This window comes from Bathymodiolus japonicus methanotrophic gill symbiont (assembly GCF_019721995.1).
Lineage (GTDB): Bacteria > Pseudomonadota > Gammaproteobacteria > Methylococcales > Methylomonadaceae > Methyloprofundus.
In genome coordinates, this window is the sequence record NZ_BLYC01000027.1 from 1 (window position 1) to 13,224 (window position 13,224).

Here is a 13,224-nt window from a genome sequence, read left to right on the forward strand (position 1 = left end):
CTGTAACCCTCATCAGTGTTCCCCTATCAATTGAGGCCGTGAAACTAACCTCGCCACAAGAGAGCTCATAAAGCACTGTAAAGACATTCCTGTTATTATTGCGTTTTGAACTGCCCGAATGGTATACGAGCTGATACGAGATATTCTTGCCTGGAAAAATAATGGATTCACAAAACGATCTCGTTTTTGAGCCTGTTGCTGCCTATTCTCCAGAGCCTCGCTATATTTTTTATCCGATGGATGAATCAATTCTGGCTGTTGTGTTTTTGAACTCTCTTCAAACACGCGCATTAAATTATAGCTCATTGCAGTCAGGCGCATTTGATTTTCAAGTGAGCGGGTACAGGCGCGCCATGCTACCTCACGAAATTCCGGGACTCCTGTCGCCGTAATTCGTTCACCTACGCAGCGAATAGGAGATGCTCCAGCCGCCCTGCGTCCGCCACAGACTGAGCACAAAGCAGCTCAGTCATGGCTACCACAAATGGCTCTACGGCTATTCGGGATAAAATTTTAGCCTCCCTCGCGCGCTATCGCGCACTTCGGATTGGCAAATTTCCCTGCGCCTTCTGGAGACTATCAGCCCGTCCGGGGCTGACAGCGTTGGAAGGCCAAGCTTTAGTTTCCTTGAAATTACTTTTAGTGTTATTGAATGTCTTTTCAATTGTCCATCGCTTGAAATACAGCATGGCAATGATTCCAGGGTTAATAGTCATTGGCAAGGTTGTCACAAACCGGTGAAGTTTTCCGGTTTCTGGATCACGGTAATCCACCACGTTAAATTTGATGCCCTTGTTTTCGTACACACTGTATGCTTCAACCCCTGTATTGATCTCATGGCGGGAGTCAAAAGGGATAGACTCAACCAGAGTCGCAATTGAATTTCTCTTTTAGCATTGAAATCATGTAATTAGCATGTCGTTTCTGCCGATCCCACCAGACAAAGTCGGTGACGGCTTTATCGTAGACATAGAGATGTTTCTGAGAGCTGTTATTTCCCTTGTTTTGCTTTTCAATATGATCTCGTAACACAGGTATTTCTTGATGTCTCTGAGTTCCGTTTGTCACCAGACAAAGAAATCTGAGCAACCCACTTCTGAGATTCAACGCGTAAATCCCCCCGGCCGCATAAACTTTCCCCTTGCTGTTTTTTTCAGTATGGCAGGCATGATCAATAAAATGTCCATCCGCTGCTTCTATGGTGTATTCGTCAAGTTCCGGGAATGCTTTAAGATAATCAATGCCTTGCGATAGCAGTGTTTCAGAGTGAAGATGATAGCTCTGCTGTTCAAATGCCTCAAGCATACTTGTTCGTCTATGCGACTTCAGTGATTTAAAATACGTTGAGTGGGGAAGCCGCTGGCCATAAATCTGTTCATTGGTTTGGAGGAAATGGCGACCACTATCGACTACACTGATACAGCGTAATAACCCAAGACGAATAAAGTCGATATCCTTCAACTCTGGGCATGAACGAGCCCACAAAGGATGACGCTCTGCTAACAGGGCACGTTCCATCGCTGAAAATCAGGGAAACGGAGCCTAAGCGAAGTGATGATTTTTAGTCCGCGATAGCCGTAGGGCCGTTATTTTGTCGGAGTCTGAGCGTTAGCGAAGGTGGAGACAAAATAAAAGGCCATCCGACACGGCGTCAAGTCATTTGGAGCCTATGTTCCGACCCCTTGTTGGGTCGGGACGAGGTGACGAGGACGAATCGGGGCCGCCGGAGGCATAAGTGGTCGCGTTAAGTTTTTGCTGCTTGCTTGGGCTGGGATGCCCAAAACAAGCTTTCGCAAAAATAGCGACTCCCCGACTTTATGCTGTTTTCTTTTATGTCAGGTATGGCGTTTCGTATCGCGACCTTGAAGAAATTATGGAAGAAAGAGGTGTTGAAGTGGATCATGCTACGCTCAATCGTTGGGTTATCCGTTATTCTCCTGCCATTGCTGTAACAGCTAAATCTGAGAAACGAGAAACCAATAAATCGTGGCGCATGGATGAAACGTATATCAAAGTGAAGGGTCAGTGGACCTTTTTATACCGAGCTGTTGATAGTCACGGGGATACGCTTGATTTCATGCTTTCTGAGCACCGTGATGAAGAGGCTGCAACCGCATTTTTTAAACAAACGATTAACAATAATGGCTTTCCTGATAAGGTCGTTATGGATAAAAGTGGCGCTAACTATGCAGGATTAGCCAATATTAACCTCTTGTTAATCCTAGCTGGGTTTGCCACCATGATCGACATATTACAAGTTAAATATTTGAATAACATCATCGAACAGGATCATCGCTTTATCAAAAAAATAACAAAACCGATGATGGGCTTTAAAGCGTTTCACTCCGCCCAAGCAACAATTGATGGAATTCAAACGGCACATATCATCCGAAAGGGGCAATTGTCTGAGGAAAATATTACTGCTTATAAGCAGTTTATGGCTTTAGCAGGATAGTTATGCCTGAAGACCAGGAGGTCTGTGCTTTTGATAATTATTGCGACAGAACCGTCATTGTTACTAATGCCACTTTATCACCCGTAATTGTTATTCTATGAAAGTGTAACTATTTATCACATCATAAAATCATCACATATTTAGAGTGAACACGCCAGTTTTTTGCCTACCCTTTACCCTTCATGTAAAAGTTATCCCCCTATTTTACCTACCCTAATGAATACTTGATTTCCGTTCAACCCGCATTTAACTATTACTATTAGTGAGGCTTTATTGTCTTGATAACTCACATTAAGACGTATGTATCACGCCATGCAGAGATAAATAACCCTGTGACATTACTATGTGTAAATTGTGAGCAACAATTCTTATATCGTAGTTACCCACAAGAACTGTTGATAAAAGTGTGTATTACTTTTGAGTAACTGGATTAAAGCCACGGTACATATAGGATAGGGTTATATTGTGTATTTTTTGTACAGGACATTTATTAAGCTACATTTGATTCACAGTTTCACTATGTTCCTCATCAGTGTTCCCATTGAAAGAAGAAGTACCTAAACAAAGCAGCCTATAACCTACCTGAAGGTAGCACCACTCGAATATTCCCATCTTTTTGATTTTAATTACTTATAACAGCAAATAGACACTCTGTAGGCACTGTAAAAAAACAACAAATAATTTCAAATAAAGCTTGCATTTGCCGAAAAGATTTTTCTAAAAATTTCCGTTTTAATCACCTCATAAACGGATATCACCCATGCTTAAAGACCTACCACTCTCTGAACATATTCACCAACACTGCCAGGCGCGCCATGCTACCTCACGAAATTCCGGGACTCCTGTCGCCGTAATTCGTTCACCTACGCAGCGAATAGGAGATGCTCCAGCCGCCCTGCGTCCGCCACAGACTGAGCACAAAGCAGCTCAGTCATGGCTACCACAAATGGCTCTACGGCTATTCGGGATAAAATTTTAGCCTCCCTCGCGCGCTATCGCGCACTTCGGATTGGCAAATTTCCCTGCGCCTTCTGGAGACTATCAGCCCGTCCGGGGCTGACAGCGAATGAAAGTTCGGGGAGTCGCTATTTTTGCGAAAGCTTGTTTTGGGCATCCCAGCCCAAGCAAGCAGCAAAAACTTAACGCGACCACTTATGCCTCCGGCGGCCCCGATTCGTCCTCGTCACCTCGTCCCGACCCAACAAGGGGTCGGAACATAGGCTCCAAATGACTTGACGCCGTGTCGGATGGCCTTTTATTTTGTCTCCACCTTCGCTAACGCTCAGACTCCGACAAAACAACGGCCCTACGGCTATCGCGGACTAAAAATCATCACTTCGCTTAGGCTCCGTTTCCCTGATTTTCAGCGATGGAACGTGCCCTGTTAGCAGAGCGTCATCCTTTGTGGGCTCGTTCATGCCCAGAGTTGAAGGATATCGACTTTATTCGCCTTGGGTTATTACGCTGTATCAGTGTAGTCGATAGTGGTCGCCATTTCCTCCAAACCAATGAACAGATTTATGGCCAGCTGCTTCCCCACTCAACGTATTTTAAATCACTGAAGTCGCATAGACGAACAAGTATGCTTGAGGCATTTGAACAGCAGAGCTATCATCTTCACGCTGAAACACTGCTATCGCAAGGCATTGATTATCTTAAAGCATTCCCAGAACTTGACGAATACACCATAGAAGCAGCGGATGGACATTTTATTGATCATGCCTGCCATACTGAAAAAAACAGCAAGGGGAAAGTTTATGCGGCCGGGGGGATTTACGCGTTGAATCTCAGAAGTGGGTTGCTCAGATTTCTTTGTCTGGTGACAAACGGAACTCAGAGACATCAAGAAATACCTGTGTTACGAAATCATATTGAAAAGCAAAACAAGGGAAATAACAGCTCTCAGAAACATCTCTATGTCTACGATAAAGCCGTCACCGACTTTGTCTGGTGGGATCGGCAGAAACGACATGCTAATTACATGATTTCAATGCTAAAAGAAAATTCAATTGCGACTCTGGTTGAGTCTATCCCTTTTGACTCCCGCCATGAGATCAATACAGGGGTTGAAGCATACAGTGTGTACGAAAACAAGGGCATCAAATTTAACGTGGTGGATTACCGTGATCCAGAAACCGGAAAACTTCACCGGTTTGTGACAACCTTCGCTAAAAATCATCACTTCGCTAAAGCTCCGTTTCCAGGATTTTCAGCGAAGGAAACTAAAGCTTGGTCTTCCAATACCCGCTCACTTGAAAATCAAATGCGCCTGACTGCAATGAGCTATAATTTAATGCGCGTGTTTGAATAGATTTCAAAAACACAACAGCCAGAATTGATTCATCCATCGGATAAAAAATATAGCGAGGCTAAAGAATGACATCTTTTTGAAAGTGAGTGCCTTTGAAGCTGAGCATATGATCTACCTTTTATTGAAATTGAGAATTATGATAGCAGATAACGTCGGAAAGGGAGATTTATGCGACAGAACCCATAATTCCCGTGCAGCTAAAAAATCATCTGAAAAAATCCTGAAAGCAGCAAAGAGCATTTTAAATAATCCTGCCATTGGAAAAACTCTAGATGGAAGAAATGACCGTGAGCTATTTACCTCATTTGGAAAAAATAGTTACATTTTTCGTTATCAAATCATCGATCAAAAAGTTGTGATTTTGAAAATCTGGCATGCCCGTGAAGATCGATAAAAATAAAGACTTTATTACTAAACTATTAACTTGAACCGCCCTTCCCTGATTAACCACCTATAAAATACCTATAAGGTATTTTATCAATACCCAATAATAACCTTAAACTCGATGTTCAAGTTTTTTAACTGATTGACTTTATTGGTAATTTTACTGACAAAGAAAGCATCAACATCATTGTAAATCAATCACTTATAAAACAAAGCCGGAAAAATTTACTTTTCTTAGCCCAGTTATAGCTGAAAACTTGAACATCGAGTTAAAGGTTAGATTTATAACCGCAACAAGTGCGCACGCCACTCATTCCAGAAAAGCCTTACCAACACTGAATACCTTGTTTTTCCTTTAAATAAAAACACCTTTTTGCATTGAAACATTTGGGACCTGATAGTTATGCCACTATACTTAATTCATAAGGTATCTTATAGGTTATATTAAGCACCTAATGAGTACCGTATAGATTAGATAAATAACCTATTCAATACCGAACAGGTTAGATTTATTGCAACAATTTAGAGGTGAAAATGATTATATTGATTGGTAGTCAAAAAGGAGGTTGTGGGAAGTCTACAATCGCAACAAATATGGCAGCGGCATTAGCTGTTGACGGTAAAGATGTAATGCTTGTTGATGCAGATAAGCAAGCATCAAGCTCAAATTGGTTTCTTGATAGGTCTGAAAACTCAGATTTACCACAAGTTAATTCTGTCCAGAAATATGATGATGTTCGTGCATCTATTTTGGATTTAAGTAAGCGTTATGAATACATAGTAATTGATGCAGCTGGTCGAGATTCAGCCGAATTGCGCACAAGTATGATTGTAGCCGATATATTGGTGATGGCTATCCGCCCTAGTCAATTTGACCTTGATACTGTACCTAAGATGCAAGAAATATACACAGATGCCAAGATGTTGAATGAGAAATTGAAATTTAAGGCTGTGATTACAATGGGACCCACTAACCCTATCATCAATGAGGCTGAAGAAACTCAGGTATTTCTTGAGAATTATCCTGATATTGAACTATTAGATACGATCATCAGGGAGCGCAAGGTTTATAGAGATGCGATAAAAGGTATTGGAATGGGTGTTGTTGAGATGAACAATCCAAAAGCAAAGAAAGAAATTCAAGATTTCATGAGTGAGGTTCTGAAATGAAAGCAAAAACAAATTTTAAGGTTCGAGGACAAAATAAAGTTTCTGAAGTAGTTGATGAAAATGCGGTTAAGGAGTTTGTTGGTAAGGCTGATAAAACATCCGCTGAACTGGAGGTTGTACTGTCTAAAGAAGTTGAGCTGGATAAAAACGACAAACCATTTTCAGATGATCCCAAAGCTCCGCGTAACTACAAACTAATGACAGCTCGTTTCAATAAATATGAAATAGAAATTTTGGATCAACTCGGTACAGAATTTGGCGTTGATAGAATGAATGTTCTTCGAATTGCTTATATGGCACTAGCAAAAGACAAAGGCATTATTTAATAAATAGAATACCTGTACGGTTTTACTTATCACCGTATAGGTATCTATAAGCTATGTACAGATTATGGTAGTGGGTTAAACCTGTGTTTAGCATGAGAGCAATAGAATAAGAAAGTGATTTATTGCATAATTCCCTCATGAAATATTATCAAGAAATCACCTGCCCTAACTGTACTAATTCCAACCTGATGAAATCAGGTAGTAGCGATCGTGGTGTGCAGCGATATCGTTGCCAGACCGGTTCTGTCGCATAAATCCCCCTTCCCGACGTTATCTGCTATCATAATTCTCAATTTCAATAAAAGGTGGATCACATGCTCAGCTTCAAAGGCACTCACTTTCAAAAAGATGTCATTCTTTATGCTGTTTTCTTTTATGTCAGGTATGGCGTTTCGTATCGCGACCTTGAAGAAATTATGGAAGAGGGAAATTTGCCAATCCGAAGTGCGCGATAGCGCGCGAGGGAGGCTAAAATTTTATCCCGAATAGCCGTAGAGCCATTTGTGGTAGCCATGACTGATCTGCTTTGTGCTCAGTCTGTGGCGGACGCAGGGCGGCTGGAGCATCTCCTATTCGCTGCGTAGGTGAACGAATTACGGCGACAGGAGTCCCAGAATTTCGTGAGGTAGCATGGCCGCGCCTTAGCTCCATAAATGTCGGTTATGAGCAAGCTTTAACGTTATAATAAATTCTTGCGATAGAACCAATTTAAGAAAAAGGCATTGCCAATTAAGGCTACAAAAAAAAGAAATACAGAACTTTTAGAAACCCTACAGGATAAAAGATGAAAACTAAACTAATGACAGTCGTCGTGTTGATGATTTTATTCAACAACATGGTTCAAGCGGAATGGAATTCATTCCGCCCCAGAGAAGAGGCGGAAACCCCAGTGCCTAAACCAGCCGGTGAAATTCCCAATTTAACCGCAGAGGAAGTGGAGAAGGCTAAGAATGAGGAAGATAGAAAACGGTTTGAAGAAGCCGCGAAACGCTTAGAGGAAGAAACGAAACGAATCGCGGAGGAAGAAGCACAGCGTCAGGCAGAAGAGGAGAAAGAACGGAAAGCCGCAGAAGCCGCAGAAGCCGCAGAAGCCGCAGAAGCAGCGAAACTATTAGAGGCAGAAATGAAACTAATCGCGGAGGAAGAAGCACAGCGTCAGGCAGAAGAGGAGGAAAAACGGAAAGCCGCAGAAGCACGCGCTAACGATTATCCTGAGCTTTCTTTGACAATGGCCAAAGTGCTTTATTTACTTAGAGATGACCCTGAGAACTCTCACCGTACGTTTTCTTTCTATCCTGAAGTATCGGGCTGGCATATCTTCCAGACATATGGACCTTCAGACACGGTTATGGAGATTTATCATAATGAACAGTCAATTGTAAATACGGGCAAGAGCGATGGGGATGATGGGCATGATAATAACGAGCTTCAACATAAGTATCTTGAAGCGGGTGAGAGATATGTAATCCAAGTATATCTACAAAGTAGATCTTGGTCAGGTAAAGCCATCTTGAATGTTAGGGCTGAAGAACCTTTTAGAGAATACGAGTCCCATCTAACCGTAGGACTTGCTAAGAAATTTTGGCTATCTACAGACGACTATGACCAGACTCACTTTACAACTACGTTTACTCCTGAGACTACAGGTCGGTATAACATAGAAACTTACAGTGCTGATGAAGATACCGTGATGGAGATATATCACCCTGATGGATACTCTATGGTCGCCTCGGGAGAGAGTGATGGAGATAGGGGGGTCGATAATGAGGAATTACAAGTCAAGACGTTTGAGGTCGGTAAGACCTACACAATCCAAGTCTACATGGAGGATTTTGACAACGACGGTTACGCATGGGTACATGTTTGGCGCAGTACTTGGGATCCGATTACTCTTGCCAATTAAGGCTACAAACAAAAGAAATACAGAACTTTTAGAAACCCTACAGGATAAAAGATGAAAACTAAACTAATGACTCACATTCGCTGAAAATCAGGGAAACGGAGCCAAAGCGAAGTGATGATTTTTAGTCCGCGATAGCCGTAGGGCCGTTATTTTGTCGGAGTCTGAGCGTTAGCGAAGGTGGAGACAAAATAAAAGGCCATCCGACACGGCGTCAAGTCATTTGGAGCCTATGTTCCGACCCCTTGTTGGGTCGGGACGAGGTGACGAGGACGAATCGGGGCCGCCGGAGGCATAAGTGGTCGCGTTAAGTTTTTGCTGCTTGCTTGGGCTGGGATGCCCAAAACAAGCTTTCGCAAAAATAGCGACTCCCCGATAGGAGAATGATTTCTTTTTCAAAATGACGCCATTTAAAACTAAGCATATGAACCTTATTTTATTCGAATTGAGACTCATAATAGCAGGTAACACGGAGAAGTGAACTTTATGCGACAGAACCTAATAAAGTCAGTTATCTATAACTGATGGTGCTGGTTATCGCGTATCTAAAACCGTCAATGACGTCATCACCCGCTATATCAATCATATAAACTTTGGCTTATCTCAAGTTGCTTTAGAAACCGATAATAACTACAGAGTAAAACGCCGATACAGTTATGGCATTGGTCGTACAGCCACATACGACTGGGACGCGGCTGAGGAAGATAAAAGTCAATACTATTTATATGACTGAAGTTTCCCAATAATTATTTATGGTAAAATTGAAACTATGCTACAACTATATGAAAAAAATAGTCTTTTCATTCGTTTCAAATGCTATTGCCTAAGGGGCAGGCGCGCCATGCTACCTCACGAAATTCCGGGACTCCTGTCGCCGTAATTCGTTCACCTACGCAGCGAATAGGAGATGCTCCAGCCGCCCTGCGTCCGCCACAGACTGAGCACAAAGCAGCTCAGTCATGGCTACCACAAATGGCTCTACGGCTATTCGGGATAAAATTTTAGCCTCCCTCGCGCGCTATCGCGCACTTCGGATTGGCAAATTTCCCTGCGCCTTCTGGAGACTATCAGCCCGTCCGGGGCTGACAGCGAATGAAGTAGGGGTTTGCTATAAACATGGCAAAACCACCTAAAATAAACCTCGATACACCAGCATTGTGTATTTCAGCTACTCAATAATTGGGAAACTTCAGTTTATATGACGCTCCAGGGCGAAACGTAACTTCTACAGAAGACCGTTTAGGTAAGACGCGTAATCGTTATAAATACGGAAGTTTTGGCGAAGAAGTTAGTAGTACGGAAGTCCACAGTAATGATTTTAAGTATGCTGGCGAGCAAGCCGAAAGCGACACTGGGTTAATTTACCTGAGAGCCCGATACTACGATCCTGAAATTGGACGTTTTATATCAAGAGACCCTTTCTCTGGCTATATGTCCGTGCCTGAGTCTCAGAATATGTATGCTTATGCGCATAATAATCCACTGAAGTTTATTGACCCTAGTGGGGAGTGCGTTGACACTCTGTGGGATGTGGCTAATGTCATCTATGATATAGGGAAAATTTCTTATGGCTATCTTAACAATAATCAACATGCTGTTTCATCAGGTTATTCCGATTTAGGTGCTGACCTATTCGCGTTAGCAATACCTGGCTTACCGGCAGGTGTTACTAAAGTTTTTAATGCCACAAAGCGTGTAAATATCCCTGCTAGAGACGCTGCAAAGGATCAGTTTCGAAAAGAAAGTAAGGGTTTAAAGTTGAAAACTATTAGAACGGGTAGGGATGGTTCTGGGAAAATTGTTGGGGTAGGTACAACGACGAGAAAAGGTCCAACGTATAGACCAAAGGGCGATGGTTCTTATAGCGTAGGAAGGCCAAAAAAGGTGAAGCACTATCGCCCTGATGGTGATGGTTATACGGTGAATAATCGATGATTGATCTATCTTCTATGCTGGAAGATTTTGAAGACGGACAAGATGTTTTGGTCAAGTTAAGAAATAATGACGAATATTTATTGTACGACTTTGAAATGGTAGATGAATCTATTTATGATTGTGATGATGTAGTCATGGCGACGATCAGTAGTGTTATTAAGAGTGATTTTTGTTACAAAAACGGAACAAAAATTGAATTGTCAATAAACGATATTGTAGAATTGAAAGACCCATGCAATGAGTTTCAATATTTTTCTGGATAGCTTTCGAAAAAGTAGGGACTCCCCCGCACCTTTTTGAAGGGTTCTGTCCAGCCAGCCCTGACGCATGAACCTTGCAATATTCCGGTGTCTTATAGCATGCAAAACTTCTTCCTCATAGATCATCTTATTGTGCTCTATGTTATTTGCGGATTTCACCAATGATGAGGGGAATCGTCTATTAAATGTGATTTGTACAAACGCAAGGCGCACTCCTCCTAAAAGGACTGTTCGCCCTCTGAAAATACAAGTACACAAAGAAATTATTCGATGTGAAATTCGGAAGGTTGCCGCAAAAACTGTGCGGCCCAATCGTTTCTAATCCACGGGCCGGTTAAGGTTCCTTTGACAAAAGAAAGAAACTCTCGAATCCCCATTTTTTTCACCCACTTCACCACGCGATGAGTGGCGAGGGTTCTGTCGCAAAAAATAAATATTTGTGTGATAATCAACTGTAACCTGTTTTTATGCAACCAATGGATAAGAAATCCTCTAGGAGAAAAACTTTCTCAGGCCATCCGATAAACTAGTGGGAAAGTCAGGTACCATATGACATTCGCGAGAATAATCACTTGAAAAGTCACACCCTTTTTAGTTGAACATGCGAACCTTCTTTGGCTGAAATTTAATCTTATGATCGTAGGTAATAGGCTGGTTTTGGGTTTTGCGACAGAACCAGAAAAGGCCATCTAGCACCTTGTAGACTATGTATTTATCTAGGGTAAAGCTGGCAATCCTAGTTCCTCGAGAAATGTATTATGCGTTTTGGTTGCTGTCAAAACCTTCTCTTCTAAGGATGTTAAATCATTGTGAACTTCTTTTAGGTCGATGATAGGCTCTGGCTTTGCCGTACTAACATAACGTGAAATATTCAGGTTGAAATCATTTTTTTCAATTTCACGCATGTTTACACGGCGAGAATATCTCACTTCTTCAGTTCTGTACTGATAGCATTCGACTATTTTTTTAATATCATTTGGCTCGCCATCTTTACCATCACGTAACCGATTCTGACGTTTGCCTTTTTCAAAATACTCGCTGGCATTAATAAACAATACATCGTCGTATTTTTTGCATTTTTTTAGCACCAAAATACACACAGGAATCCCTGTTGAGAAAAATAGGTTGGCAGGCAAACCAATAACAGTATCGATATGGCCGTCTTTGAGTAGCTTAGTACGAATGCGGCTTTCTGCACCACCACGAAATAGCACGCCGTGAGGCAATATAATGGCCATCGTACCTTCGTCACTTAAAAAGCTAAAGCCATGTAATAAAAAAGCAAAATCAGCTGCCGATTTAGGAGCTAACCCATGACTTTTGAAGCGAAAATCTTCGCTTAACGACTCATTAGGTTCCCAACGGTAACTAAAAGGAGGATTTGCTACGACAGCATCTACCTTTAGCTTTTTAGCAGGGTTCATTTCATTAAGAAGGCTCCAATCATTGATCAGTGAATCACCATGATAGATTTCAAATTCAGAATCCTTAACCCCATGCAGCAACATGTTCATACGGGCTAAGTTATACGTCGTAATGTTAGACTCTTGCCCGTATATTTTACCAATACCGTTAGCGCCTAACTTATGGCGTACGTTTAACAATAACGAACCTGAACCACAGGCAAAATCGAGCACCTTATTTAATTTTTTCTTTTTGCCTGTGGTTGGCTCTTGGCTATCAAGGGTGACGATTTCAGACAAGATATTGGATAATTGTTGCGGCGTATAAAACTCACCCGCTTTTTTTCCAGAGCCTGCCGCAAACTCACCAATCAGGTATTCATAGGCATCACCCAATACATCACTATCGGTTGAAAAATCAGCAATGCCTTCTGCAATTTTTGAAATGATATTGCAGAGTTTAGCATTCCGGTCTTCGTGATTTTTACCCAGCTTTTCAGAATTTAAATTAATCTCTGAAAACAAGCCTTGGAAATTATCTCCAAAGGATTCGTTTTCAATGTATTTAAAACCATTCTGTAGGGTAACAAGCAAGTCAGCATCTTGTGTTCTAGCTAACTCTGCGATGCTGCTCCACAGGTATTCTGACTTAATCACATAATGCACTTTACGGCGCATTTGCTTTTCAAACTCGGCAATATCCTCTGTATTTTTCTCATACCACACAGCCAAGGGGGAACGCTTATCGATTTCTTCAAGCTTAGGATAATCAGCGCCTAATTCTTTGTTGGCTGCTAACTCGTAGTTATCTGACAAATACCGTAAAAACAAAAACGACAACATATAATCCCGAAAGTCATCCGCATTCATTGCGCCACGTAATTGGTCGGCAATACCCCAAAGGGTTCTACCCAGCTCTTTGTGTTGTTCTTTTGTCATGATTAGGTTGACTCTTCTATGTTTTTATCTATTTGCTTAGGGAATAGCTCAGGATTAAACCTGTAATTAGTCATAAATCCCCTAATATTTATTTGAAATACTTTTTGTTTTTACCCTGATTAGTGCATTTGTGTAACCAGC

The 13,224-nt window shown here is 41.7% G+C and carries 23 protein-coding genes and 1 pseudogene; 15 read left to right on the plus strand and 9 right to left on the minus strand.

What is annotated here, in order from left to right; genetic code table 11:
* Positions 1-12 precede the first annotated feature (12 nt).
* Complete coding sequence (locus K6984_RS22295; RefSeq protein WP_221897498.1) at positions 13-459, minus strand: hypothetical protein; 447 nt, start codon at positions 457-459, stop codon at positions 13-15.
* Positions 460-471: 12 nt separating this feature from the next.
* Here K6984_RS22295 and K6984_RS22300 point away from each other — a divergent pair, with 12 nt between their 5' ends.
* Complete coding sequence (locus K6984_RS22300; protein WP_221897499.1) at positions 472-741, plus strand: hypothetical protein; 270 nt, start codon at positions 472-474, stop codon at positions 739-741.
* 120 nt (positions 742-861) lie between these two features.
* Here K6984_RS22300 and K6984_RS22305 read toward each other — a convergent pair whose 3' ends face one another.
* Together K6984_RS22305 and K6984_RS34535 are read right to left on the minus strand one after the other, a co-directional pair.
* Positions 862-1,518: a hypothetical protein gene (locus K6984_RS22305; RefSeq protein ID WP_221897500.1), complete on the minus strand. Its 657-nt coding sequence runs from the start codon at positions 1,516-1,518 to the stop codon at positions 862-864.
* A 149-nt stretch (positions 1,519-1,667) separates the two neighbouring features.
* Positions 1,668-1,796 (minus strand): hypothetical protein, encoded by a 129-nt coding sequence (locus K6984_RS34535; RefSeq protein WP_263458596.1) that lies wholly within the window; start codon positions 1,794-1,796, stop codon positions 1,668-1,670.
* Here K6984_RS34535 and K6984_RS22310 point away from each other — a divergent pair.
* The gene (locus tag K6984_RS22310) at positions 1,769-2,455 is read left to right on the plus strand and encodes an IS6 family transposase (protein ID WP_221897536.1); all 687 of its coding nucleotides are present in this window, start codon (positions 1,769-1,771) and stop codon (positions 2,453-2,455) included. The genes K6984_RS34535 and K6984_RS22310 overlap by 28 nt on opposite strands.
* Before the next feature lie 792 nt (positions 2,456-3,247).
* Here the strand turns inward: K6984_RS22310 and K6984_RS34540 are convergent.
* Positions 3,248-3,376: a hypothetical protein gene (locus K6984_RS34540; protein WP_263458839.1), complete on the minus strand. Its 129-nt coding sequence runs from the start codon at positions 3,374-3,376 to the stop codon at positions 3,248-3,250.
* A 12-nt stretch (positions 3,377-3,388) separates the two neighbouring features.
* Between K6984_RS34540 and K6984_RS22315 the strand changes: the two genes are divergently transcribed.
* The 8 genes and pseudogenes from K6984_RS22315 to K6984_RS36500 all read left to right on the plus strand — a co-directional run.
* Positions 3,389-3,598, plus strand: a complete 210-nt coding sequence (locus K6984_RS22315; protein WP_221897501.1) for a hypothetical protein — start codon at positions 3,389-3,391, stop codon at positions 3,596-3,598.
* Entirely contained in the window at positions 3,547-3,675 is a 129-nt protein-coding gene (locus K6984_RS34545; protein WP_263458596.1) for a hypothetical protein, read from the plus strand. The genes K6984_RS22315 and K6984_RS34545 overlap by 52 nt, the downstream gene beginning before the upstream one ends.
* 27 nt (positions 3,676-3,702) lie before the next feature.
* Positions 3,703-3,843, plus strand: coding sequence for a hypothetical protein (locus tag K6984_RS22320; RefSeq protein WP_221897502.1), 141 nt, complete (start codon positions 3,703-3,705; stop codon positions 3,841-3,843).
* Positions 3,825-4,766, plus strand: coding sequence for a hypothetical protein (locus K6984_RS22325; RefSeq protein WP_221897503.1), 942 nt, complete (start codon positions 3,825-3,827; stop codon positions 4,764-4,766). Before K6984_RS22320 ends, K6984_RS22325 begins: the two co-directional genes overlap by 19 nt.
* 82 nt (positions 4,767-4,848) lie before the next feature.
* Complete coding sequence (locus tag K6984_RS22330; RefSeq protein WP_230988249.1) at positions 4,849-5,160, plus strand: type II toxin-antitoxin system RelE/ParE family toxin; 312 nt, start codon at positions 4,849-4,851, stop codon at positions 5,158-5,160.
* 524 nt (positions 5,161-5,684) lie between these two features.
* The gene (locus tag K6984_RS22335) at positions 5,685-6,320 is read left to right on the plus strand and encodes a division plane positioning ATPase MipZ (protein ID WP_221897505.1); all 636 of its coding nucleotides are present in this window, start codon (positions 5,685-5,687) and stop codon (positions 6,318-6,320) included.
* A complete protein-coding gene (locus K6984_RS22340) occupies positions 6,317-6,646 on the plus strand; it encodes a hypothetical protein (RefSeq protein WP_087869903.1) in 330 nt (109 codons plus the stop codon). The genes K6984_RS22335 and K6984_RS22340 overlap by 4 nt, the downstream gene beginning before the upstream one ends.
* A gap of 137 nt (positions 6,647-6,783) precedes the next feature.
* A pseudogene (locus K6984_RS36500) lies at positions 6,784-6,885 on the plus strand (IS1/IS1595 family N-terminal zinc-binding domain-containing protein); the annotation flags it as partial.
* A gap of 134 nt (positions 6,886-7,019) precedes the next feature.
* Here K6984_RS36500 and K6984_RS36965 read toward each other — a convergent pair.
* On the minus strand, positions 7,020-7,160 hold the full coding sequence (locus tag K6984_RS36965; RefSeq protein WP_221897506.1) for a hypothetical protein: 141 nt from the start codon (positions 7,158-7,160) through the stop codon (positions 7,020-7,022).
* A gap of 12 nt (positions 7,161-7,172) precedes the next feature.
* On the opposite strand from K6984_RS36965, the gene K6984_RS22355 reads away from it, so the two are divergent.
* Both K6984_RS22355 and K6984_RS22360 read left to right on the plus strand, forming a co-directional pair.
* Positions 7,173-7,331, plus strand: a complete 159-nt coding sequence (locus tag K6984_RS22355; protein WP_221897507.1) for a hypothetical protein — start codon at positions 7,173-7,175, stop codon at positions 7,329-7,331.
* 99 nt (positions 7,332-7,430) lie between these two features.
* Entirely contained in the window at positions 7,431-8,549 is a 1,119-nt protein-coding gene (locus K6984_RS22360; protein WP_221897508.1) for a hypothetical protein, read from the plus strand.
* 227 nt (positions 8,550-8,776) lie between these two features.
* On the opposite strand, the gene K6984_RS34550 is transcribed toward K6984_RS22360, so the two are convergent.
* Together K6984_RS34550 and K6984_RS22365 are read right to left on the minus strand one after the other, a co-directional pair.
* The gene (locus K6984_RS34550) at positions 8,777-8,905 is read right to left on the minus strand and encodes a hypothetical protein (protein ID WP_263458596.1); all 129 of its coding nucleotides are present in this window, start codon (positions 8,903-8,905) and stop codon (positions 8,777-8,779) included.
* Between the two features lie 450 nt (positions 8,906-9,355).
* Positions 9,356-9,493: a hypothetical protein gene (locus tag K6984_RS22365; protein ID WP_221897509.1), complete on the minus strand. Its 138-nt coding sequence runs from the start codon at positions 9,491-9,493 to the stop codon at positions 9,356-9,358.
* A 12-nt stretch (positions 9,494-9,505) separates the two neighbouring features.
* Between K6984_RS22365 and K6984_RS22370 the strand changes: the two genes are divergently transcribed.
* Genes K6984_RS22370 through K6984_RS22380 form a run of 3 tightly spaced genes read left to right on the plus strand, consistent with a single transcriptional unit; the run spans position 9,506 to position 10,744 of the window.
* A complete protein-coding gene (locus K6984_RS22370; RefSeq protein WP_221897510.1) occupies positions 9,506-9,679 on the plus strand; it encodes a hypothetical protein in 174 nt (57 codons plus the stop codon).
* Positions 9,680-9,725: 46 nt separating this feature from the next.
* Positions 9,726-10,481 (plus strand): RHS repeat-associated core domain-containing protein, encoded by a 756-nt coding sequence (locus K6984_RS22375; protein WP_221897511.1) that lies wholly within the window; start codon positions 9,726-9,728, stop codon positions 10,479-10,481.
* Positions 10,482-10,495: 14 nt separating this feature from the next.
* Positions 10,496-10,744 (plus strand): hypothetical protein, encoded by a 249-nt coding sequence (locus K6984_RS22380; RefSeq protein WP_221897512.1) that lies wholly within the window; start codon positions 10,496-10,498, stop codon positions 10,742-10,744.
* A gap of 260 nt (positions 10,745-11,004) precedes the next feature.
* On the opposite strand, the gene K6984_RS22385 is transcribed toward K6984_RS22380, so the two are convergent.
* Positions 11,005-11,193 (minus strand): hypothetical protein, encoded by a 189-nt coding sequence (locus K6984_RS22385; RefSeq protein ID WP_221897513.1) that lies wholly within the window; start codon positions 11,191-11,193, stop codon positions 11,005-11,007.
* A gap of 264 nt (positions 11,194-11,457) precedes the next feature.
* Complete coding sequence (locus K6984_RS22390) at positions 11,458-13,083, minus strand: type I restriction-modification system subunit M (RefSeq protein ID WP_221897514.1); 1,626 nt, start codon at positions 13,081-13,083, stop codon at positions 11,458-11,460.
* Positions 13,084-13,224: the final 141 nt, after the last annotated feature.